The sequence below is a fragment of the Nonomuraea sp. NPDC003709 genome (assembly GCF_040610775.1).
Classification (GTDB): Bacteria; Actinomycetota; Actinomycetes; order Streptosporangiales; family Streptosporangiaceae; genus Nonomuraea; species Nonomuraea angiospora_A.
Genome location: NZ_JBEXMW010000047.1, coordinates 22,708 through 45,817 on the forward strand (window position 1 = coordinate 22,708; position 23,110 = coordinate 45,817).

Sequence of the window (23,110 nt, forward strand, 5' to 3'; positions counted from 1 at the left end):
GCGGGGAAGGCGGTCAGCCCTTGACGGTGAGGAGCGGGCGCAACTCGGCCACCGGGTCCGCCACACCTCCCGCGTGCAGGCTCGACACCACGGGTCCGATGTCCTTGTACGCCCACGGAGCTTCCTGCTTGAGGTCGCGCCGCCAGGCCGCCATCACGTCCGTGCGGCGCGCCACGGTCGGATCGCGGTGGTCCAGCGGCGTGACCACGCGGAACTCGCGCAGGAACGCGTCGAGGTCATGGTCGCCGCCCCGTGCGGTGGCGCCGCGCGGGACGCGCCGTCCGGCGCCGTGGCAGGCGCTGGCCAGCGTGCGGGCGTTGCCGTGGCCCCGCAGCAGGTAGCTGGACGCTCCCATGGACCCGGGCACGATCACGGGCTCGCCCCACATCGCGTACGGGCCGCCGGTCATCTGCTCGTGACCACCCGCCGGCGTCGCGCCTTTGCGGTGGATGACGCGGTCCTCCTCCTGCCAGAACAGGTTGTGCGGCGCGTCGTAGACCAGCCGCGCCGTCATCTGGCCGCATTCGGCGGCGAGCCCGGCCCGCATGGTGAGGGCGAGGAAGAACCGATTGCCTGAGGCGAAGTTGGCGGCGTTGCCGAACGCGTCCAGGTAGCGGCGCCGGGCGGCGGCCGTGCGCTCGTTCAGCAGGAACGGCAGGATCTGGTTGCGGGGCCGCGACAACCCCGGCGGCCAGGTCTGGCGCAGCCGGTCCAGTGCTGTGGCGTTGGCCTGGTGTCCCAGCGCCAGTGAGCCGCTGTGCACCATCAGGACGACCGCGCCCGCTGTCAGGCCCCACGCGTACGCGGCGGCGGGATCGTGGATCCGTGCCACGTACTGCAGTTCGGCGAAGTGGTTGCCGCCGCCGATGCTGCCGATGAGGCTGTCGTGGCTGGCGGCCTCGGTGCCGCCCGCGCTGGTGATCCAGTCGGCGAACGCCTCGGCGGTGCCGGTCGGGTACGCCGGAGCGTGCATGCGGTCCAGGCAGTCCTCGGTGTCGGTCGGCTGGTGGCCCTGCCAGGGGGCGTCGCCGGTGAGCAACAGCCCTGGGAGTCCGTCGCGCAGGAGTGCCTCCCGCTGGGCGGGGGTGAGGGCGATGCGGCGGCCGCCCTCGAAGAACAGGTGCCGCAGCCGCCGTTCCAGGTCGTCCAGGCGCGGCCGTACCTGCTCCACGGTGAGCGAGGTGACCTCCAGCCGCATGCCGCAGTTGACGTCGTTGCCGACCGCCTGCGGGAGCAGCACGCCCTCGGTCTCGATGACCGTGCCGATCGGGATGCCCGCGCCCTTGTGGAAGTCGGGGGTGAGGACGAGGCGGATCAGGCGGGGCGGCGGGCCGTCGTGGCCGGGTACGGCCTCGGCGAGGCCGGCGAGGGTGTCGGCGGTCTCCAGGACGGACAGCACTTCGTCGACGGCGGCCGGTTCGAGAGGCACACGTTCGTCGGCGCAGATGTCGACGGGGACGTCCCAAGGGTTCGGGAGGGTGAGCCACTGCTCGTCTCGGCGCATGAGACGGTGGTCCTGACGGGTGCGCATGATGGTGAAGTCCTTCGGGCTGCTGAAAGCGATGCAAGGGCGGGCGCGGTCGAAAGCGCGCCGGAGAGGGCGACGGGCCGGGGCCGCCGCCGTGGGCCTCGTGGTTCAGCAGCCGCGAGGTGAAGGCGTGTCCGACTGTAGTACGGCACGCGCCGCGCACACCACGGATTTACGTCTCCGCTCACGGCGGTGGGGCGTGCCGCCTGCTGGCGGCACGCCCCACGCGCGATCCGGATCGCCGGCTACCCGTTAGCGGACGATGCCCTGGGTGTCGACGTGGTTGCCGTCCCAGTCGCCGATGAGGGGCAGGTCGGAGGGGTCGCCGTAGCCGATGGAGGTCGTGGTTTCGGTGGCGCTGGTGACGGGGCTGGTGCGCATGTAGAAGGTGCCGTTCATGCGGACCCCGACGTTGTCCTTGCCGTCGCCGTCCCAGTCACCGACCAGCGGGGCGGCACCGGCGTCGCCGTAACGGAAGGTGTAAGAAGCCGCTCCGGTCTGAGGAGTGTTGGACAGGTAGAAGGTGGCATTCGTGGCCTTGTAGGCGCTGACGGTGTCCTTGCCGTCACCGTCCCAGTCACCGACCAGAGGGATCATGTCGGCGTCACCGTAGGCGACGGAGGTGGTGGTCTCGGTGGCGCTGGTGACGGGGCTGGTGCGCATGTAGAAGGTGTTGCCCATACGGACCCCGACGTTGTCCTTGCCGTCACCGTCCCAATCGCCGACCAGCGGGGCGGCACCGGCGTCGCCGTAACGGAAGGTGTAGGAGGCCGCTCCGGTTTCGGGGGTGTTGGACAGGTAGAAGGTGGCGGTGGTCGGGTCGAAGCTGCTGACCGTGTCCTTGCCATCGCCGTCCCAGTCACCACGGATCGGGACCATGGGGCTGTTGCCGTACGCGATGACCGGGCGGGTGGCCACATTCGAGCTCTGGCTGTCGGACAGGTAGAACTCCAGGACACCGAGACTCGGCGAACCGGCGAAGGCGGCCAGGTCGGCCAGGCTGCCGTTGAACACCGTCGGCGAGCCCGGAAGGGTGCTGGAGGAGCCGGCGTACTGCCAGGCGGTGAAGCGTGACCAGCCCGCGGGCAACGCCCCGGGGGACCCGCTGTAGTTGGAGGTCTCCAGAGGGTTGGCCGAGAACGACTTGTTGCTCCCCGTGCACTGGTTCCACCAGTTGGGGTTGGTGTAGATGGCCGCTTCCCGGCCGGTCTGCGCCTTGACCTCGTTCACGAAGTCGCGAATCCAGGTGACCATCTGAGTGGTCGACAACCCGTAGCAGGGATACATCGGAGCGGACGTCGTCCACCAGGGCCACTCGATGTCGAGCTGCAGGGGGAGGGTCTTGCCGTCGTTGACGTACTGGGCGTGGGAGATGAGCCAGTCCGCCTGGGCCTTTCCGGTGTTCACGCCCTTGTCCGGGCGGCCGAAGGCGTAGGCCCCGATGTAGACGCCGTTGGCCTTGGCATTGTGGTAGTTGGCGTTGTACGTCGCATCGACGAAGTCGAGGCCCTCAGTGGCCTTCGCCCAGCCGAACTTGACGCCCTTGGCCGCCGTCTGCGCCCAGTCGATCGTTCCGGCATGGTTGGAGACGTCGGTGCCGCCGACCGTGTATCCCGCCGGGACGGCGGCCTGCGCCGGCTGCACCCCCAGGGCGATCACCGATACGAACGCGGCCACTCCGGCCATGACACGGACGGCCCGCATGGATCTGATCATGAGATTTCTCCGGTTCCAACGGGGGCGGGATTCCTGTCCGCCCCCGTGTTGGGGGGTGGGTCAGCGGACGATGCCCTGGGAGTCGATGTGGTTGCCGTCCCAGTCGCCGATGAGGGGCAGGTCGGAGGGGTCGCCGTAGCCGATGGAGGTCGTGGTTTCCGTGGCGCTGGTGACAGGGCTGGTACGCATGTAGAAGGTGCCGTTCATGCGGACCCCGACGTTGTCCTTGCCGTCACCGTCCCAGTCACCGACCAGCGGGGCGGCACCGGCGTCGCCGTAACGGAAGGTGTAAGAAGCCGCTCCGGTCTGAGGAGTGTTGGACAGGTAGAAAGTGGCATTCGTGGCCTTGTAGGCGCTGACGGTGTCCTTGCCGTCACCGTCCCAGTCACCGACCAGAGGGATCATGTCGGCGTCACCGTAGGCAACGGAGGTCGTCGTCTCGGTGGCGCTGGTGACAGGGCTGGTACGCATGTAGAAGGTGTTGCCCATGCGAACGCCGACGTTGTCCTTGCCATCGCCGTCCCAGTCACCGACCAGAGGAGCGGCACCGGCGTCGCCGTAACGGAAGGTGTAGGAGGCCGCTCCGGTTTCGGGGGTGTTGGACAGGTAGAAGGTGGCAGTGGTCGGGTCGAAACTGCTGACCGTGTCCTTGCCATCACCGTCCCAGTCACCACGGATCGGGACCATGGGACTGTTGCCGTACGCGATGACCGGGCGGGTGGCCACGTTCGAGCTCTGGCTGTCGGACAGGTAGAACTCCAGGACACCGAGACTCGGCGAACCGCCGTCGATGCCGACCGGTGAGGAGTAGCCGACGATGTCGATGTCCGATCGCGAGTAGCTGTGGGCCTTGATCGCGTCGCCGCTGTTGCCCTCGATCGTGTAGACGGTGCTCGCGTTGGACGAGGTGACGATGCCGACGTGGTCGATGTCCCCGCTCTGGTCCCAGTCGAACACCAGCGCGTCCCCGGGCTGAGGGGTGTAACCGCTGGAGCGGGCGTGCCAGGTCCCGTGCGTGGTCCCGTAGTCCTTGAAGGAGGAGGCCCAGCCGGTCAGGATGCCCCCGCTGGTCTCGGCCACGTCCGCGTAGCGCACCCCGGCGGTCTTCCAGACGTACTTGGAGAAGTCGGCGCACCAGTCACTGTTGCGGAACTGCACGCCGTCCCCCGAACCGCAGCCGGAGGCCGACTTCCACGTGCGGAAGACCCCTGTGTAGTAGTTGCACCCGCTACCCATGGGGTTCTCCTTGTTGCGGGCCGCCTTGCCGGCTTCCGCCTGCGCGACCGAGACGATCGTGTCCCGGCTCGCCGCGGAGGCCGGGGCGGTGACGGCCGCCTGCAGCCCGACCACCGAGATCGTCGCCGACAGCAGGCAGGTGGTGGCGCGCTTGGCCATCGAGTTCTTCATGACGTCCCTCTCGCTTGCGTTGCTTGACGAGAACTGAGACTGGTCGGGGTCTCTCCAAATGGACTGCAATAGCGCTGTACCGGTCGGTACTGGCATGATCGGTGCGGGCACGAAACCTGGGAGATTCACATGGAGTTACGGCTCCTGGGACCGGTGGAAGTGTGGAACGGGGGACGGCAGGTGCTCCTCGGGGGCGCCAAGCCGCAGTCGCTGCTGGCCGCGCTCCTGCTGGAGGCGGGCCGCGTCGTCACGGTCGACAGGCTGATCGAGGCGATCTGGGAGGACGATCCGCCGACGACCGCCCGCGGCGTGCTGCAGACCTACGTCGCCTCGCTGCGAAGAGCCTTCACCGGCGCGGGGCTGCCCGACGTCATCGTCTCCCACCGGCTCGGCTACCTGGCCGAGATCCCCCCGGACGTCCTGGACCGGGACCTCTTCCAGCGACTCGTCACCCAGGGCAGGCAGTCCTCCCAGCAGGGGCGGCACGAGGAGGCGGCCGAAACCTTCCGTACGGCTCTGCGGCTCTGGCGCGGCGAGGCCCTGGGCGGGATCGGCGGCGCCTACCTGCGCGCGGAAGCCGTACGGCTGGAAGAGCTGAGACTGGCGGTCACCGAGGAGCGGATCGCCGCGGACCTCGCGGCCGGGCAGGACGAGCGGCTCATCGACGAGCTGGCCGAGCTGGTCGAGCTGCACCCGACGCGCGAGCGGCTGCGCCGCGACCTCATGGTGGCCCTGTACCGGGTGGGCAGGCAGGCCGACGCGCTGGCCGTCTTCCAGAAGGGCCGCCGGGTGCTGATCGAGGAGATGGGGGTCGAGCCCGGGCCCGAGCTGCGCCAGGCGCAGGAGGCCATCCTGCGTTCGGACCCCGCGCTGGCCAGACCGGTCAAGGCCGCGCCCCGCATGCCTCGCCAGCTGCCCTCCCCCGTGCCCGACTTCACCGGGCGCGAGAAGGAGATCCTGGCGCTGCGTGACCATCTCACCGGCTCCGGCGCCACCCCGATCTGCGTCATCTCCGGCCAGGGCGGCGTCGGGAAGTCCGCCCTGGCACTGCGTACGGCGCACGAGATCGCGCACCACTATCCCGACGGGCAGCTCCACGTCGAGCTGCGCGGCACCACAGGCACGCCGGCCGGTGCCGAGGAGGTGCTCGGGCGGCTGCTGCGCGAGCTTGAGCCCACCGGCGCGCCGCTCCCGCTCACGCTGGAGGAGCGCGCCAGCCGCTACCGGACGCTGCTGGCCGACCGGCGCCGGCTGATCGTGCTGGACGACGCCGCCTCGGAGGCTCAGGTACGCCCGCTGCTGCCGGGCAGCGAGGGCTGCGCGGTGGTCGTCACCTCCAGGAACCGGCTCGCCGGGCTGTCCGGCGCCATGCTCGTCGACCTCGGCATGCTGCCGCCCGAAGCGGGCATCGACCTGCTCATCCGCATCGCGGGCGAGGAGCGGATCACCGGCGACCCGGAGGCGGCGGCGCGCATCGTCGGCCAGTGCGGTGGCCTGCCGCTCGCACTGAGGGTCGCGGGCGCGCGCCTGGCCTCGCGGCGCCGCTGGTCGGCCCAGCGGCTGGCCGACCGGCTCGCCGACGAGCAGCACCGGCTCGACGAGCTGGCCGCCGGTGACCTGGAGGTACGCGCCAGCATCGCCCTCAGCTACGACATGCTCTCCGCCCAGGAGAAGCGGGCGCTGCGCCGGCTGGGCCTGCTCGGGCTGCCGAGCTTCCCCCTCTGGGTGGCCGCGACCGCCGTGGACATCGGCCCTCGCGAGGCCGACCAGCTGCTGGAGCAGCTCGTGGACACCTCGCTGGTCGACGAGGTGGACCCCGACGAGACCGGGCAGGCCCGTTACCGGCTCCACGACCTGGTCAGGCTGTTCGCCGGCGAGCGCGCCCGGGCCGAGGAAGGGGCCGAGGAGCTGACGGCGATGACCAGAAGGGTGCTGGGCGGCTGGCTGTGGCTGGTCGAGCAGGTCAGCAAGGTCGTCCCGACCGGGGCCGTGCCCATGCGCGTCACCCCCGGGCTGCCGCACCCGGTTGGGGCTGAGGCGGCCCGCCCGGCGCTGGCCGACCCGCGGGGTTGGTTCCGGAGCGAGGAGGAGTCGCTGATCGCCGCCGTCGAGCTGGCCGCCTCGATGGACCTCGACCAGCTGGCCGTCGACCTCGCCTCCGCGCTGTCCCTGGTGGCCCTCGGGAGCAGCCAGTACGTCGTCGACGACCCGTTCACCTCCTGGCACCGCACCCACGAGGCGGCGCTGGCCGCGGCGCGCCGCACCGGCAACGTGCTCGGCGAGGCGAGCCTGCTGGCGGGCCTGGGGCAGCTCTACTACGAGCGGGACTTCTACGCCGAGTCCCGCCAGTACCTCAGCCAGGCGCTTTCACTGTTCCGCGAGGCCGCGGACGTACGGGGAGAGGCCTCCACCCTGGCCGCCCTCGGCGCGGCGTGCCGCGAACAGGGGTACCTGGCCGAGGCGCTGCACTTCCTCGGCGAGGCCGAACCGCTCTGGGAGCGCCTGGCCGACACCGCCGCCATCGCCCACGTCAAACGGCTGACCGGCACGGTACGCCTCGAACGCGGCGACTACGCCGCCGCCTGGACCGACTTCACCACGGCGCTGACCCTCTACCAGCAGGCCGGCAGCCAGCGCGGCGCCGGGCTGACCCTGCGCAACATGTCGCTGCACCACCGCGCCAGAGGCGAGTACGACCTGGCCGAGAAGGTGTGCGAGCAGGCGCTGGAGATCTTCCGGCAGCTCGGCGACCGGCTCATGGTGGCCTACTGCTCCCGTTCGCTGGCCAAGGTCAGGCTCCGGCTCGGCGGGCACGAGCAGGCCCGGCGGCTGCTGGAGGAGGCGCTCGGCGTCACCCGGACCCTGCACGACCGCTGGGGCGAGGCCTGCACCCTGCGTACCCTCGGCGAGCTCAACCTGGCCGAGGGCCGCCTCTACCAGGCCAAGGCTGATCTGGAGGAGTCCGTGCGGCTGTGGGAGGCGCTGCGCCTGGGTCTGTTCCGGGCCCGTACCCTGCGGGACCTGGCGCTGGTCCACGAGGCCCTCGGCGATGACGCCACCGCCCGTACGACCCGGGCCGAGGCGCTGGAGGTGTTCCGGCTGCACGGCGCCCGCGAGTACGAGGAGATGTCGCAGTAAAAACCGTTCCAGGGGGATTACAGCGGTCTTGGATCCCGCTCGTGAACCATGGCGACGGCACGCCTCATGTGGCGTGTCCATGGTTCACTACGGAGGGCTTCCATGCCGAAGATCGTGCTCCTGTCCGACCCGCGGATCGCCGCGGTTTCCGTCAAGGAGTGCGGGGAACCGCTCGTGGACCTGCGCACCGTGGAGGCCATCCGGGTCGATCCGAGGCTGGCCGACCGCGAGGGGGCCTACGCGCACGTACGGCTGAGCGTGGCCGACCGGCTGGTGGCCGCGCAGACCCGGCTGCCCCGCGAGCTGCGCCTGCTGATCACCGAGGGGTACCGTCGGGTGGGACTGCAGCAGCAGTACTTCGACTCATCGGTCACCCGTCACCGCGCCGCGCACCCCGGCTGGGACGAGAACCGCGTTCGCGTCGAGGCCAGCAGATACGTCTCCCCGCCCGACGTGGCCCCCCACGTCACCGGCGGCGCGGTCGACCTGACCCTGTGCACCTCCAACGGCGACGAACTGCCGATGGGCACGCCGGTCAACGCCACCCCGCCGGAGGACGGCGAGGCCTGCTACACCGCCTCGACCGCCATCTCCGCGGAGGCCACGGCGAACCGGCACATCCTGGGCACCGCCATGACCTCCATCGGCTTCGTCAACTACCCGACCGAGTGGTGGCATTGGTCCTACGGCGAGCGCTATTGGGCCTTCACCACGAGCGCTCACCACGCGCTGTACGGCCCCTGGGAGTTGCCGTCCTGAAGTGGACGGCGCGGCCGGCGGCAGCACTCCGTCACGGGCCGGCCCCGATGACGACGACGTCGTACGTGTTGCCGTCCAGGTCAGTTTCCCTTCGCGGCGTGGCCGAGGCGGAAGGCCGAGATGAGGAAGAAGATGCCGCCGGGGACGGCGTAGCCGGCCGCGTTGGTCAGCGTCGGGCCGGCCGCGGAGGCGCCGACGATGAAGGACGCACCGGCGAGTACGGAGATGCCACCGCTGATGACCATCGGCCACTGGCCGCCCATCTTGCGGCGGGTGACGCCCACGATCAGCTGGACCAGCCCGGCCACGACCGCCCAGGCGCCCCACACGCGCAGCACGGCCGGGATACCGGACGCGCAGGCGATGGCCACGCCGACGGCGGTGATCAGGCTGACCGCGATGTTCACGTACAGCAGGGCAGCTGATCCGGTGGCGCGCGACGCGCGGGCGTCGACGATGGCGGCGGCCACGTCGAACAGCGGGTAGAGCACGAGCAGGGTGACCGCGAGCGGACCCAGGTTCGAGGCGGTCGTGAACATCGCGAGGGCCCAGACGATGGCGAACGCGAACCGGACGAAGTACAGCCGCCGCAAAGCGGACGCGGTCCCGGAAAAACCGGGCGAAGCAGCGATCGTGCTCATGATGATCCTTTCGGTGGATGAGCGATGTGGGGAGCGGCCCGTGGTCGGGCCTTCTCGTCCGGTGGGGGTCCTGCCAGGCCGCCGCCAGGCTCGCTCCTAGCTAGACCGAACGTTCTGTCTCGGCACAGCATGGCAACGTGCGGCGCGGAATGTCAAGACCGAACGTTCTACCCCCTAAGATGGCCATATGCCCAGCCAATCCGAAGGCCGGCCGTCCGAAGCGCGGTCCCGGCTGCTCAACACGGCCACCCGGCTCTTCTACGCGGAGGGCATCCACGCCGTCGGCATCGATCGCATCGTCGCCGAAGCACAGGTGACGCGGGCCACCCTCTACCGGCACTTCCCCGGCAAGGAAGACCTCGTCCTCGCCTACCTGAACGAGGTCGACCGGGCCATGCGGGGTCAGGCCGACGAGGCCGTCGCCGCCGGACTACCGGCCGCCGGCACCATCCAGGCCCTCAGCGAGTCCATCGCCCAAGGCATCCAGTCCCCCGGCTTCCGGGGATGCGCCTTCCTCAACGCCGCCGCCGAGTATCCCGACCCCGAGTCCCCGGTGCACAAGGCCGTGCTCGCCCACCGCCAATGGTTCCTGGACACCGTCACGGCACTGCTGGCCAAGATCCAGGAGACCGGAGCCGAGCCCGCCGCCCGCCACTTCGTGATGATGCGCGACGGCGCCATGGCCGCCGGCTGCCTGTTCGACCCGGCGCTGATCTGCGAGACCTTCCTGCGCGGAGTCGAGAGACTCCTACAGGTTTACGCCGTCACCGACTACAGCGGACCGGCGGGCGCCTGAAGCCGCAGGCCTCCGCCGGCGAACGCTCTCAGCGGAGGGACTCGGGGAGCAGGTGCTCGATCGACCAGCCGCTCCACAGCAGCGGGCGGACGAGCTCGGCGTTCAGTATGTCGTCGAGGACGAGCAGCATCCTGCGGCCGTCAAGGATCCGGCGCAGCAGCGCGATGCGCTGCAGATCACCGTCGGGCGCGCTACCCGGCGAGGATGATCAGCAGTTCCTCCAGTGCGTCCGACAGCGACTTCGGCCGGGCGGACGAGCTGTCGAGGCCGAGGTAGATCTGCCCGTCCGGACGGTACCGTCGCAGCTGGCGGGCGAGGGTCAGCGCGAGCGCCGTCTTGCCGATCCCGGCCGTGCCGGTGAGCGACACCGTGACCGGGGACGCGGCGCTCTGCCGGTGTGGCCGGCCCGCGCCGCACAGCGCCAGGACGGAGGCACGCTCATGCTCCCGCCCCACCAGATGCCGCAGCGGCGGCGGGAGGGCCGTGACGGGCACGGGTGCCGGCCGGTTCGCGCTGCCGCGGCCGTTCAGCGGTGTGATGCGCCGCCGCAGCGGCCGGACCTGCGGCTGCGGCTCTGCCGGAGCGTCCGGCGTGTCAGCGGGGCGGGAGTCGTTCGCCTCTGGCGCCGGCCCGTCCGGAGACGGATGCGCCGGCACGGGCAGCGCGTGCGCGCCGCTGGTGAGGATTTCGGCGTGCAGGCGCTTGAGGGATTCGCCGGGTTCGACGCCGAGTTCACGGACGCAGATCTGGCGGACGCTGCGGTACGCGCGGAGGGCGTCGGCGGTCTGCCCGGCCGCGCGGAGCGCCGCGATGAGCTGGAGCCGGCCGCGTTCGTCGAGTGGCCGCTCGGCCACCACCCGGCGCAGGTGCGGCATCACGACGGTGTGGCGGCCGACGGCGGGCTCGGCGTCGGCCCAGTCCGCCGCGACCCCCCAGTACTGCTCCTCAAGCGCGAGAACGTCCGTGGCCAGGTTGGGCTCGAGGTCCGGGACCTCTTCCAGCGGGCGTCCCCGCCACAGCTGGAGGGCGCGGCGCAGGATGGCCGCCGACTCCTCGTGGTCTCCGGAGTTCGCCGCCGTCCGTCCCCGAGTGGCGAGGGTGCGGAACTCCTCGAGGTCGAGCTCGCCCTTGCCCACTTTCAGCTCGTAGCCGGAGGGATGGCTCTCCACCCTGCCGTCCTCGTCGCCGGTCTGCCGTAGCAGCCGGCGGACCTCGTACGCATAGGTGCGCGGGTTCGCCACGGCGGACTTGGGCTGGTTCGAACCCCACATGCGCTCGATGAGCGAGGTCACCCCGATGGGCCGTCCGGAGTTCAGCAACAGGACGGACAGCAGCAAGCGGCGCTGCCGGCCGGTCACCGCGAAGGAGCCGTGCGGGCCTTCGATCGACAGCGGCCCAAGGATGCGAAAGCGCATTCACACCTCCGTGGCTACGCGTACGGTTCCTGCGAGGTCTGGCTGCATGGTCCACCGCGGGCGCAGGACGGTGCGATGGGAGCGCTTCCACGTGAGTCGCACAGTTTTCCCCTCCTAGGGCAGCAGGGGTTGGGATATCGAAGGATGATCGTTACCATCGATAGGGGCGGAGTGACATCCAGCCGAGTCCGCGCTGTCAGAACTCTCCAGCCCTCAAGTATGAGGATCCGTACCGACGCGCAATTGAATGGAAGACTGTGGACTACGACACTCTTCAGGCCGTCCGCTTTTTCATCAAGGATCGCTATTTCCACACGCTTGATAACGATTTACCGGACCTCGGAAGACTGTTCAGGGAGAGCACCGTTATAACCTTTGACGGTGGGACGTTCGTGGGCGAAGACGCCCTCCCAGATTACCTGGCCAGCCCCACAGGCCCTGATTTGAGCTATTCCGACCGCACTGTGACCGTCGACGCACATCTCCTGGCGGACGGCACCATACTCGCTTTGGCGAGAGGACGCTGCAAGCAGAATAGCGAGCTACAGCATTTCGTTCAGACGTTCATCCTCGTACAGGATGGCGACTCATACTACGTCGCCCATGGCATATACCAAGATATTGCTGATGAGTAACAACGAAACTTGTGGGTCGGCCGGGAAAGAGTACACCTTCCCGGATCATCCGATGACACTTTCGGTATAAGGCGGATCTTGCGGCGTCCGCCGGCTCTTCGCTGATCGATCAGATCGTCGGCGAGGGCGCCCCAGGAAGTGCGCCGACCGCTGGCGCGCCGGACTCATCGTCTGACTCCGCGACTCCATCCAATGACCATTTGTCAGGCGGAGCCCAGCGCACTCCGAGCACTGTGTGATGACCCAACCCCCACTGCCGCATCACGCCGTAGCAGGCGCGCGCCAACACCCCGGTTGCCCGCCCGGATGGACACGGCATCAGGACGTGCCGGCCCCACCGTCATCGGGACTGCGTGCGGCGCTGACGCGCCGTGCTCGCCCTCGCTGTCCGGCAGGCCCGCCCTCGCCGCGCCCCTCGAACCGCACCGGCACCGCCGACGCCCTGACCCATCCGAACGGCCGCCGCGTGCCCGGCGCGACCCATGCCAACCCGCACCCGCGAACCACGCCCGGCGCGGTGTGTCCAGTGTCGGGACTTACCCCATCCCCCGAGATCGCAACCCGGCGCGGGCTGCCGTCCGAGGGCGTCCCCGTCTGCGCATCTCCACGCCCGCATCACACAGCCAGCGGCGAAGCGTCGCCGCATTGCGCCCGTATGCTCTCGCCAGACTTGGCAACCCTTCGCCGCCCTTGTAGCGCTTGATCAGGGATGCCATGTCGATCCCCAGTTTCCCGCCCACCGGGCCACGTGGTACCACCACCGCCTGCGCGGCTCTCGAGCGATGGCGTACGGTGGTCGGGGTCTGCTACCCGTTCGAGCGGGACAACGCGACGATCCCAACAGTGTCCGCGCTGTTCGACCACTACGTCACGCTCGACGGCAGCGTGTTCGACACCGCGCACTTGTATCTCGGCGGACAGGCAGAACGCCGTCTGGGCCGGTGGATCGCCAACCGTGGCATCCGTGACGACGTCGTGGTGATCGGAAAGGGCGCGCACACGCCGGACTGCGACCCGGACGGGCTGACCCGTCAGCTCCTGGAGTCGCTGGAGCGGCAGGGAACGGGCCACCTCGACGTCTACCTGCTGCACCGCGACAACGAGGACATACCGGTCGGCGAGTTCGTCGACGTCCTCAATCAGCACGCCGACGCCGGCCTCGTGCGCATTTTCGGCGGCTCGAACTGGTCGATCCGACGGGTGGACGAGGCCAACGCCTGGGCACGGGCCAATGGCAAACGCGGCTTTTCGCTGCTCAGCAACTACTTCGGCCTGGCCGAACCCAACGAGCTGCCGTGGCCCGGCTGCCTGGACGCGTGCGACGCGGAATCGATCCGCTGGCTCACCGAACGGCAGCTGCCACTGCTCGCGTGGTCGGCCCGGTCCTGCAGCTTCTTCACCCGAGCCGATCCTTCGGACCGGACGGACGCGACGCTGGTGCGGTGCTTCTACGGGCCGGAGAACTTCGAGCGGAAGCAGCGAGCCGAAAAGCCGGCCCGCGACTACGGCGTCTCACCCTCGGCGATCGCCATGGGCTACTTCCTGCACCAGCCTTTCCCGACGTTCGCCCGGTACGGGCCGAAGACGCTGGAGGAGTTGAGAGCCGGCTTCAGGGCCGGCGAGATTCACCTGTCCGCCGAGCAGGTCGCCTGGCTACGTGGCGGGTGAGTAAGATCGCAACGAGATGATGCTCTCGTGACGATTCCGGCGAACGGCAGCCGGCGGATGCCCGCCGGGCTCATCGCGCTGACCCTCGGCAGCTTCGGGATCGGCCTGACCGAGTTCGTGATCGCGGGCCTGCTCCCCCAGGTGAGCCTGAGCCTGGCCGTGTCCGAGGCCGCGGCGGGGTGGCTGATCTCCGGATACGCGCTGAGCGTCGCCGTCGGCGCCATCGTGGTGACCGCCGCCACCAGCGGGCTGTCCCGCAAGTCGGTCCTCATCGGGCTGGTGGCGCTCTTCGTCGCCGGCAACCTCATTTCCGCCGTCGCGTCCGACTATCCGGTCATGCTGCTCGGCCGCGTCGTCGCCGCCCTGTGTCACGGTTCGTTCTTCGGCATCGGCTCGCTCGTCGCCCGGCGCATGGTGCCGCCGGAGCGGGCGTCGAGGGCGGTGGCGGTGATGTTCGCCGGGCTGACCCTCGCCAACGTCCTGGGCGTGCCGTTCGGCGCGCTGGTCGGCGAACGCTGGGGCTGGCGCGCCACGTTCTGGGCGATCACCGTGATCGGCGTGATCGCCCTGCTCGCCATCGCGGCGCTGGTGCCGGGCTGGGCCGGCGCGGTGGACCGTACGCATCCCTCGGCGGCTTCCGGCCTGAACGGGCTGCGCGTCCAGCTCCGCGCGTTCCGCTCCGCGCAGGTCTGGCTGACGCTGGCGGCCACCGCGCTCGGTTACGGCGGCATGTTCGGCGCGTTCAGCTACATCGCCTACACCTTCACCCAGGTCACCGGCTTCTCCAGCGCCGACGTGGCCTGGCTGCTCGTCGTGTACGGCACCGGCCTGGTGATCGGGAACCTGGCCGGCGGGCGGGCCGCAGACCGCAACCGGGACCGCACGCTGATCGCCTCCCTGGCCGGCCTCGCCGCCACGCTCATCGCGTTCGGCCTGCTGGCCGGCAGCCCCGCCGCGTCGGTGGTCCTGGTCTTCCTGCTGGGCCTGTTCGGGTTCGCCGCCGTCCCCGGCATGATCACCCGCGTCACCGACTACGCGAACGGCGTCCCGCTCGCCGCCAGCGCCAACGTCTCGGCCTCCAACGTCGGCAACGCGCTGGGCGCCTGGCTCGGCGGCCTGGCCATCAGCGCCGGCCTCGGCTACACCGCTCCCCTGTACGCCGGCGCCGCCATCGTCCTGGCCGGCCTCGCGGTGATGACGATCAGCGCACGACGAGCATCGGGCGAGCGCGAACAGACCGCCGTGCCTGGGTGAGCACCCACCGGTCGGCGTGGCGACCAGGCGACGCGTACGACGGTGCACGAGTTTGACGCCCTACAAGATCGTTCAGGCACCTGAAGGTCGCCTGACGTCAAGTTGATGCGTCTCACGTGCCGATCTTCTCCAGCCCGACCGGCGGCTTCCGCTGCGCGCAGCCGGGTTGCAACCACACCCAGGGTGGCCGCGACGGCCGTCATCGGCGTGATCACCGGCGTGAGTCGGCAGCGCTCTATTTCGAGGACAATACAGAGAACACGGCCGTGCGGGACCGTCGACGGATACTCAGGGACGCCATGGCCGGCTTCCGGTGTGACGCCGATGAGTGGTGGCATTTCGACTACGGCAACCAGATCTGGGCCGTGCACCACAAAAGACCGGTTGCCCTCTACGGCGAGATCGACGATTACGGCTGATATTCGCCGGTTGGGTGGTGGTGCGTCCGCAGGATGGCTGTCATGGCGCGAAGACGGCCCTGGTCAGCCTGTCGCCGGTTCGGTGAGCCGACTTCCAGATCGGCGATCATCTGGGGCGGCAGGAGACCGCCTGCGGGCCGAGTGTGTCGACATGCCTTCCGCCATCCGGACAGGGCCGGAGCCGGTCAGGCACGCATGCCCCGGCGTAGGAGCGACCACCCACGGGCGGCTGCGCCGTCATTGAAGACGGCCGGTGCGAGGCTGAGCCGGTCGGGAAAGTGCCGATAGAGACCGCTCCGGCCGGCCCCCGCATGCGCGAGCGACCAGGCTGAGCGGCGCGTCGTAGCCGACGTTCGCGAACACTTCGCGGGCCGCCGCGATCAGTGCCGCGCGATTGCGAGCGGCGACGCGGCGCCTCTTGCCCGCCGGACGTGCCACGGACATGACTCTCACACCACCAACCGGACAACAGCGTCCGCATGCTCAACATCAGCATGCCCCGAAGTCGACAATGATCAGTCAGACGGGCTACATTGTTACCGGACAACATTGTCCGGTTGTGATACTCGCTCCAGACAGGAGAGGACGTTGAGCGCTTTCGACAGCAAGATCTGCCTGGTCACCGGCGCGGGCTCCGGCATTGGCCGGGCGATGGCCGTCGCCTTCGCCAAGTCCGGCGCTCGCGTCGTGGTCTGTGATGTCAACGAAGAGAGCGCTCATCGCACCGCTGCCGACATCGGCGACGCCGCCCTCGCGGTGGCCGCGGACATCGGCGGAATGGGCCGAACCGCGCGAGGGCTGCCCGGTGGCGCCGATCCGGCCGGCCAGTGCTGACCCGCTGACAAGTTCGCGTACTGGTCCGACACGCTGGTCAGCCTGGCCGAGTTCACCTCTGAGGAGAAGGACGCCGCTCAGGCCGCGTACATGAGCGCCCACGCCAAAATGATCGGCATGCCGCTGGGCGACCGCGCCAAGCGGGACCGACTCGCCACCGGCCGCTCGCTCATTCGTACGGCCAAGAGCGCAGCCTGCCTGCCGCCGATCGCAACGAGAACGCCTTTGAGCACGCCGCCGAACTGAGCTTCACCCGCTCCCCACCTGATCACCCGAATCGGAAGGGCATCCATGGAACACTCTCCGACGCCGCCTGCCCGCCTCACAGTCGCGGACCTGGGCTTCGACCCGGACGTGCTACGCGCCAGGTACCGCCACGAACGCGACCGCCGGTTGCGGCCCGACGGCAACGCCCAGTACCAGGGCGCCCGTGGCGAGTTCGGCTACTATGCCGCCGACCCGTACACCGAACGCGCCGAGCGGGAACCGGTCCGCGACAAAGTCGAGGCGCTGGTGGTGGGTGGCGGCTTCGGCGGGCTGCTCACCGGCGCCAGGCTCCGCGAGGCCGGCGTGGACGGCATCCGGATGCTCGACGAGGCCGGCGACTTCGGCGGCACCTGGTACTGGAACCGCTACCCGGGCATCCACTGCGACATCGAATCATCGGTCTACCTGCCGCTGCTCGAAGAGGTCGGTTACCTGCCCACCATGCGGTACGCGCCCGGCGAGGAGATCCGCCGGCACGCCGTCGCGATCGCCGAACTCTACGACCTGTACCGCGACACGCTGTTCCACACCCGCGTCACGGAGTTGCGCTGGGACGACGCCGCGGCCGAGTGGCAGGTGCGCACCGACCGCGGCGACGACTTCCGTGCCCGCTACGTCGTCATGTCCTCCGGCACCCTGACCCAGCCGAAGCTGCCCGGCATCCCCGGCATCGAGACGTTCCGCGGGCACACCTTCCACACCAGCCGCTGGGACTACGGCTACACCGGCGGCGACCAGAGCGGCGGCCTGCACCAGCTCGCCGGCAAGCGGGTCGCGGTCGTGGGCACCGGCGCCACCGGGATCCAGGTCATCCCGCACGTGGGGCGCGACTCGCAGCACCTGTACGTCTTCCAGCGCACCCCCTCGTCGGTCGACGTGCGCGACAACCGCCCCACCGACCCGGCCTGGGCCGCCGCGCTCAAGCCCGGCTGGCAGCGGGAACGGATGGCGAACTTCCTCACCGTCGTCACCGGCGGGCCCGCCGGACAGGACCTGATCAACGACGGCTGGACCAGCACCGCACGGCTGCAACGCCATCTGATGGCCGGCACCGTCGACACCGACCTGTCACCCGAGCAACGCGAGTACCTCGACGAGATCGCCGACTTCCAGAAGATGAACCAGATCCGCGCCCGCGTCGACGAGATCGTCGACGACCCGGCCACCGCGGAGCTGCTCAAGCCCTGGTACCGCTACATGTGCAAGCGGCCCACCTTCAGTGACCACTACCTGCAGACGTTCAACCGGCCCAACGTCACCCTGGTCGACACCGCCGACCACGGCGGCGTCACCGCGATGACGGAGTCGGCGGTCGTGGTCGGCGAGCACGAGTACGAGGTCGACTGCGTCATCTTCGCCACCGGCTTCGAGGTCGGCGTCTCCGGCATCCTCTCCGGCGCCCTGCCGGTGTACGGCCGGGACGGCGCGCCCCTGCTCGGCACCTGGCGGCAGGGCCCCCGCACGCTGCACGGCTTCTACGGCCACGGCTTCCCGAACCTTTTCCACCTGGGCCCGCTACAGAACGCCTCCGCGGTCAACTTCGTGCACATCCTGCAGGAGCAGGCCACCCACATCGGCGCCGTGGTCGCCGAGGCCCGCCGGCGTGGCCTCGGTGTGGTCGAGCCGACCAGGGACGCCGAGGACGCGTGGGTCGCCACCATCCGGGAGCTGGCGCCGGACAACAGCCGGTTCCAGGCCGAGTGCACGCCCGGCTACTACAACAACGAGGGCAAGCCCCGCCGGGTCAGCCAAACGTACGGGCCCGGTCCGGTCGCCTTCCACGACCTGCTGCGCCGGTGGCGTACCGAGGGCGGCATGGACGAGATCCTGGCGGGCAACCGATGAACCGCCGCAAGGCCGAGCTGCTGGTCCGGGCGAGTCCGCTGTGGGGGTCGAACGGCATGGCCTTCGGACCCGACGGGCGCCTGTACGTGGCCCAGTTCCTCGCCGGTCAGATCAGCGCCGTCGACCTGGCCACCGGCGACGTCGAGGTGGTCGTGCCACCGGACGGGCCGCTGCACTCCCCCGACGACCTCGCCTTCGACAGCGGCGGCGCGATGTACGTGACCGACCTGGTCCCGGGCCGGGTGTGGCGACGGGGCCCAACCGGGGACTTCACGCTCGTCACCGGCGGGATCACCGCGCCCAACGGCATCGCCTGCGTCGGAACCAGGGTGTTCGCCAACGAGATGATCCCGGGTGGACGCCTGCTGGAGCTGTCCCCGGCCGGCGACGAACCCACGGTGCTCACGGCGGGCCTCGCCATGGGCAACGCGATGCAGCTCGGCCCGGACGGGCAGCTCTACTACCCGCACATGCTCACCGGCGAGGTGTTCCGCATCCCGCTCGACGGCGGCGAGCCGGAGCTGGTGGCCGCGGACGTCCCGGATCCGGTCGCCGTGCGCTTCGACCGCGCCGGCGCCCTGCTGGTGCTCGCCCGCGGGGCGAGCGGGATCGTCACGCGCGTCGACCTGGCCGGCACCGGCGACCGGTCGGAAATCGTCAGCGAGCTCAACGCCCTGGACAACGCCGCCTTCGACGCCGACAACCGGATGTTCGTCTCCAGCTACGCGCATGGCGGCGTCGCCGAGCTCGCGGCCGACGGACGTACCCGCCAGATCGTGCCCCGCGGCCTCGGCGGCCCCTTCGGGGTGACCATCGATCTCGGCGGTGGCGTCCACGTGGCCGACCACTACCGCCTCACCCAGCCCGCCGACCGGCCGGACGAAGACGTCACCACCACCGAGCAGCTGACCTTCGTGCACGGCATCGCCGCCGACGGCGACCTGCTCCACACCACCTCCCAGTACGGGCACGTACGCACCTACGACCGCGGCTCCGGCACGGTGCGCACCCGGGCCGACGGCCTGAACCGGCCGCTGGGCATCGCCGTGCGCGCCGACGGCACGCTGCTGGTCGCCGAATCCGGCGCCGGCCGCATCGTCGCCATCGACCACGACGACCAGGTCAGCGTGCTGGCCGAGGGCCTCGGCCGCCCGGTCGACGTAGCCGTCGACGCCGGCCAGCGCTGCTACGTCAGCGACGAGCAGCTCGCCGCGGTGTACCGCGTCGAGCACGGCGTACCCGTGGTGCTGGCCGACGGGCTCGGCACCCCGCAGGGCATCACCGTCCACGATGGCACCATGTACGTCGTCGAGACCGCCCACCGCCGCCTGCTCGCCATCGACCTCGCCACCGGCGACGTGGAGGTCGAAGCCGGCTCGCTTCCGGTCGCGTCCGCGGCCGGCCTGACCGGCCCGGAACCCGGCCTGTTCATCCCGCCCGGCCTGCCCGGAATGCCGCGGCCGTTCGCCGGGATCGCGGCCACGGCGGACGGCTCCCTGATCATCGCTGCGAACGGCGACGGCAGCGTCCTGCTCCTGCACCCCGAAGAAGCCGCACCTGGCCGGAGTGACCGCTGAGGCCGCGATGCCTGAACGCGGAACCCGATGGTCTCGGGGACGGGGTGGTCGGAGCGATCCAGCCGGCCCGAGGAGATCGCGGCCCTGGCCGTGGAGCGATGGCGGGGCATGACGGCGGGCGGCCGACGCGCGTGAGCGCGGCCGCCCGCCGATATGCGCTGCCCCGGGCGGTGACTACGTCCTGTAGCGGTACAGGATCCGGCCGCGGGTCAGGTCGTACGGGCTGAGCTCCACAAGCACCCGGTCGTACGGCAAGATCTTGATGTAGTTCTTCCGTATCTTCCCGCTGATGTGCGCCAGTACCTTGTGCCCGTTCTCGAGCTCCACCCTGAAGGTGGCGTTACGCATGCACTCGATGACCGTGCCCTCTATTTCGATACCGTCTGGTGATCTTGCCATCGTTCTCTCACCTCTTCACTACGAATGTCGTTGACGCGAGCCGCAGTGCGGTCTCAGCGGAGCACCAATTCCAGATTGCTGCTCGTATGCCGGGCCCCGACGCCCTCGAACAGCGCCATGGCCGCCCGGTTGGACTCGTTCACTTCGGCCGAGGCCGCTTCGGTGCCGCTGTGGTGCAGGGCACCCAGGACGTGGGCGAGCAGCGCCCGCGCGATGCCGCGGCGCCGCCGGTCGGACCGGACCGCGATCAGCCCGATCCGTGGCCGCCTAGTCACGGCTGCCAGCCGGACCAGGCCCACGTACTGATCGGACCGTGCGGCCACCGCGTACTTCGACGGATCCAGCACGATCGGGCCGGGCACCACCTCGGCGGGCATCTCCTGCCAGCCGACGGTGGCCTCGACCTCGTCGCGAATCGCGCGGTCCAACGTACGCAGAGGGGCCTCTTCCACCCTGCCCGCGGCCACGATCGTCACGCCCTCCGGTGGTGGCGCCGAATCGAGACCCGTGATCCGCGGGTCGGTGGGCACGAGGTACTCCCACTCGCGGCGTCGGATCGCGAACCCGGCACGCTCCCACTGCGACGTCAGGTCAGGGTCGGCCTCGTCGACCACGGTGTGCAGCGGCCTCGGCAGGTCCGCCAGCATGGCGTCGGCGAGCCGGTCGAAGACCTCGCCGTCCCACGCGTCGATGCTGAGGAACATCCGTCCGTCGGGCCTGCGTGACATGTCGCCGCGGCCGACCACCCGGTCGCCCTCGACGGCGTGCCATTGCCGCTCCGCAACCCGGCTGATCGCTACGGCATGCTCGCCGGTGCCTGGCGGGAAACAATCAGAATTCATAGGTTGTCGCCTTTCGGGATCGCCTTGTCGAGGCGCTCCCGGCGACATCTATGTCAGTCGCCCGACCGTGACGACGAGGGGAGCACCCACATCGATACAGCGTTCATGGGTCTCACCTCCTCGTGCGGTGTCACGGTTCGCAGGACGCTATCAACGCGCGGATCGTCCCGTCCAATCATTTTCCCGGGCCGCCCGGGCCGCCCGGGCGATGGCCGAGCGGATCCACGGAACGGTGCGGGACCTACCCGCGGTGGAGGACGTCACCCACCGCGGCCAGCGACAGCGTCTTGTAGCCGACCGAGTCGAACAGCACGGTGATCCGGTCATCTTCGCGGCTCATGACCGTCCCCGCGCCCCACATCTTGTGTGTCACCCTGGCCTGCACGGGTAGCTCCCCACCATCCGAGGCGGGCGCCGGTCCGGGTGCCTGGCCGTTCTCGCAGGTGTCGCAGGTGCCGCAGGTTCCGGCGTACGGCTCGCCGAAGTAGTGGAGCAGGAACCGGCGGCGGCAGCCCCTGGTCTCCGCGTAGCCGCGCATCATGTCGATCCGCGAGTCGTCCACGCGTCGTCGCGCCTCGTCCAGCTCGGACGCCCGCGCGGCGGCCTGTTCCGGCGTCAGCGTGCGGGAGGCGTACCGCAGGTCGCCGGTGTGGGTCACGGTCAGCGCGCCCGCGCGTTCCAGCAGGTTGACGAGCCTGGCGAGGTTGGACGTGCTCACCTTGAGCAGCGCGGCCAGTTCGCCGGCAGGCACCGTGCCGGCGTGCTCGCGAACCAGGGTCGCCACGCGCAGCAGCGCCTCGGCGTCGGCTCGCCCGCCGGTGAAGAACCGGCGCAGGCCCAGATCCTCCTGCCGGTAGAACAGCACCGCCGAGGCCGGAGCGCCGTCCCGTCCCGCCCTGCCGATCTCCTGGTAGTACGCGTCGGGCGACTCCGGCGGCTCGGCGTGCAGCACGTAGCGCACGTCGGGCCGGTCGATACCCATGCCGAACGCCGACGTCGCCACGACGGTGTCCACCTCGCCCCTGGTGAACAGCTCGTGCACGCGGGTGCGTTCGGTGGCCCGCATGCCGCCGTGGTACGGCTCGGCCCGGCGTCCCTTCCGGGTCAGCGCGGCCGCGTACTCCTCGGTCTCCTTGCGGGTGGCGACGTACACCAGGCCGAGACCGCTCTGGGAGGCGGCGTGCTCGACCAGCGCGCGCTTCTTGTCCTGGGCGGAGACGAAGCGGCGGACCTCCAGCGAGATGTTCGGGCGGTCGAACCCCCTGATGATCTCCGCCGGGTCGATCAGCCCCAACGAGCGGGTGATCTCCTCGCGGACGTTCGGGGCGGCGGTGGCGGTCATCGCCACCACCGGCGGATGCCCCAGGCGCTCGATGACCTTCCCGAGCCGCAGATAGTCGGGCCGGAAGTCGTGGCCCCAGGACGAGACGCAATGGGCCTCGTCGATGACGATCAGCGAGGGTCCGGCCTGCGCGAGGCGTTCGACGACGTCGGCCTTGGCGAGCTGTTCCGGCGACAGGAACACGAACGCCGCGTCCCCGGCCGTCACCTTCTCCAGCCCGGCCGCTACGGAGGAGGTCGAGTTCACCGCCACGGCGCCGCCCGCGTCCGCCTTGAGCAGGCTGGTCACCTGGTCGCGCTGGAGCGCGATCAGCGGCGAGACGACGATCGCGGGGCCGTCGAGCAGCAGCGTGGGCACCTGGTAGACCGCTGACTTGCCGCCGCCGGTCGGCATGACGAGCAGCACGTCGCGGCCCTTGAGTAAGTGCTCCATCGCCTCCTGCTGGCCCGGGCGCAGCTCTCTCCAGCCGAAGCGCTGCAAGGCCGTGGCCCGCAGCTTCCGCCCTCGCCGCCCGAACCGGCCCTTCAACCTCATCCACAAGCCCATGCCGCCCAACCCTCCGCTCGGTGGCGGTCATTACCCGCACTGGCGGGCCGCATGCCTGCGACCGATCGGGCCGCAGCTTACG

17 protein-coding genes and 1 pseudogene are annotated in these 23,110 nt (G+C 70.2%); 10 read left to right on the forward strand and 8 right to left on the reverse strand.

Annotation, left to right across the window (positions count from 1 at the left end; all coding sequences use genetic code 11):
* Positions 1 to 13: 13 nt before the first annotated feature.
* From ABZX61_RS62380 to ABZX61_RS62390, 3 genes and pseudogenes are all read right to left on the reverse strand, one after another.
* Positions 14 to 1,531, reverse strand: coding sequence for an RtcB family protein (locus ABZX61_RS62380; protein WP_355211885.1), 1,518 nt, complete (start codon positions 1,529 to 1,531; stop codon positions 14 to 16).
* Positions 1,532 to 1,780: 249 nt separating this feature from the next.
* Positions 1,781 to 3,232 carry a GH25 family lysozyme gene (locus ABZX61_RS62385; protein WP_355211888.1) on the reverse strand — a complete coding sequence of 484 codons (1,452 nt, stop codon included), beginning with the start codon at positions 3,230 to 3,232 and terminating at the stop codon, positions 1,781 to 1,783.
* Between the two features lie 849 nt (positions 3,233 to 4,081).
* Positions 4,082 to 4,747, reverse strand: a pseudogene (locus tag ABZX61_RS62390) (CHAP domain-containing protein); the annotation flags it as partial.
* A 33-nt stretch (positions 4,748 to 4,780) separates the two neighbouring features.
* Between ABZX61_RS62390 and ABZX61_RS62395 the strand changes: the two are divergent.
* Positions 4,781 to 7,789 (forward strand): BTAD domain-containing putative transcriptional regulator, encoded by a 3,009-nt coding sequence (locus tag ABZX61_RS62395; RefSeq protein WP_355211890.1) that lies wholly within the window; start codon positions 4,781 to 4,783, stop codon positions 7,787 to 7,789.
* 102 nt (positions 7,790 to 7,891) lie between these two features.
* Positions 7,892 to 8,548, forward strand: a complete 657-nt coding sequence (locus ABZX61_RS62400; protein WP_350734186.1) for a M15 family metallopeptidase — start codon at positions 7,892 to 7,894, stop codon at positions 8,546 to 8,548.
* Between the two features lie 80 nt (positions 8,549 to 8,628).
* Here the strand turns inward: ABZX61_RS62400 and ABZX61_RS62405 are convergent, their stop codons facing one another.
* On the reverse strand, positions 8,629 to 9,189 hold the full coding sequence (locus tag ABZX61_RS62405; protein ID WP_355211893.1) for a hypothetical protein: 561 nt from the start codon (positions 9,187 to 9,189) through the stop codon (positions 8,629 to 8,631).
* A 187-nt stretch (positions 9,190 to 9,376) separates the two neighbouring features.
* Here ABZX61_RS62405 and ABZX61_RS62410 point away from each other — a divergent pair, with 187 nt between their 5' ends.
* Entirely contained in the window at positions 9,377 to 9,985 is a 609-nt protein-coding gene (locus ABZX61_RS62410) for a TetR/AcrR family transcriptional regulator (protein ID WP_355211896.1), read from the forward strand.
* A 191-nt stretch (positions 9,986 to 10,176) separates the two neighbouring features.
* On the opposite strand, the gene ABZX61_RS62415 is transcribed toward ABZX61_RS62410, so the two are convergent.
* A complete protein-coding gene (locus ABZX61_RS62415; RefSeq protein WP_355211899.1) occupies positions 10,177 to 11,400 on the reverse strand; it encodes a BTAD domain-containing putative transcriptional regulator in 1,224 nt (407 codons plus the stop codon).
* Between the two features lie 257 nt (positions 11,401 to 11,657).
* Between ABZX61_RS62415 and ABZX61_RS62420 the strand changes: the two genes are divergently transcribed.
* The 7 genes from ABZX61_RS62420 (at position 11,658) to ABZX61_RS62450 (ending at position 19,899) form a co-directional block, all read left to right on the forward strand.
* Complete coding sequence (locus ABZX61_RS62420) at positions 11,658 to 12,035, forward strand: ketosteroid isomerase family protein (protein WP_355211902.1); 378 nt, start codon at positions 11,658 to 11,660, stop codon at positions 12,033 to 12,035.
* A gap of 714 nt (positions 12,036 to 12,749) precedes the next feature.
* A complete protein-coding gene (locus tag ABZX61_RS62425) occupies positions 12,750 to 13,703 on the forward strand; it encodes an aldo/keto reductase (protein ID WP_355211905.1) in 954 nt (317 codons plus the stop codon).
* Between the two features lie 27 nt (positions 13,704 to 13,730).
* A complete protein-coding gene (locus ABZX61_RS62430; RefSeq protein WP_355211907.1) occupies positions 13,731 to 14,957 on the forward strand; it encodes an MFS transporter in 1,227 nt (408 codons plus the stop codon).
* 116 nt (positions 14,958 to 15,073) lie between these two features.
* Positions 15,074 to 15,376, forward strand: a complete 303-nt coding sequence (locus ABZX61_RS62435) for a hypothetical protein (protein ID WP_355211909.1) — start codon at positions 15,074 to 15,076, stop codon at positions 15,374 to 15,376.
* A 588-nt stretch (positions 15,377 to 15,964) separates the two neighbouring features.
* Complete coding sequence (locus ABZX61_RS62440; protein WP_355211912.1) at positions 15,965 to 16,210, forward strand: SDR family NAD(P)-dependent oxidoreductase; 246 nt, start codon at positions 15,965 to 15,967, stop codon at positions 16,208 to 16,210.
* A 291-nt stretch (positions 16,211 to 16,501) separates the two neighbouring features.
* Positions 16,502 to 18,322 (forward strand): NAD(P)/FAD-dependent oxidoreductase, encoded by a 1,821-nt coding sequence (locus ABZX61_RS62445; RefSeq protein WP_355211915.1) that lies wholly within the window; start codon positions 16,502 to 16,504, stop codon positions 18,320 to 18,322.
* Positions 18,319 to 19,899 (forward strand): hypothetical protein, encoded by a 1,581-nt coding sequence (locus ABZX61_RS62450; protein ID WP_355211918.1) that lies wholly within the window; start codon positions 18,319 to 18,321, stop codon positions 19,897 to 19,899. The genes ABZX61_RS62445 and ABZX61_RS62450 overlap by 4 nt, the downstream gene beginning before the upstream one ends.
* A gap of 174 nt (positions 19,900 to 20,073) precedes the next feature.
* Here the strand turns inward: ABZX61_RS62450 and infA are convergent, their stop codons facing one another.
* The 3 genes from infA to ABZX61_RS62465 form a co-directional block, all read right to left on the reverse strand.
* Entirely contained in the window at positions 20,074 to 20,298 is a 225-nt protein-coding gene (gene infA / locus ABZX61_RS62455) for a translation initiation factor IF-1 (RefSeq protein WP_350734166.1), read from the reverse strand.
* Between the two features lie 53 nt (positions 20,299 to 20,351).
* Complete coding sequence (locus ABZX61_RS62460) at positions 20,352 to 21,140, reverse strand: GNAT family N-acetyltransferase (protein ID WP_355211921.1); 789 nt, start codon at positions 21,138 to 21,140, stop codon at positions 20,352 to 20,354.
* A gap of 241 nt (positions 21,141 to 21,381) precedes the next feature.
* On the reverse strand, positions 21,382 to 23,028 hold the full coding sequence (locus ABZX61_RS62465; RefSeq protein ID WP_355211924.1) for a RecQ family ATP-dependent DNA helicase: 1,647 nt from the start codon (positions 23,026 to 23,028) through the stop codon (positions 21,382 to 21,384).
* Between the last annotated feature and the right edge of the window lie 82 nt (positions 23,029 to 23,110).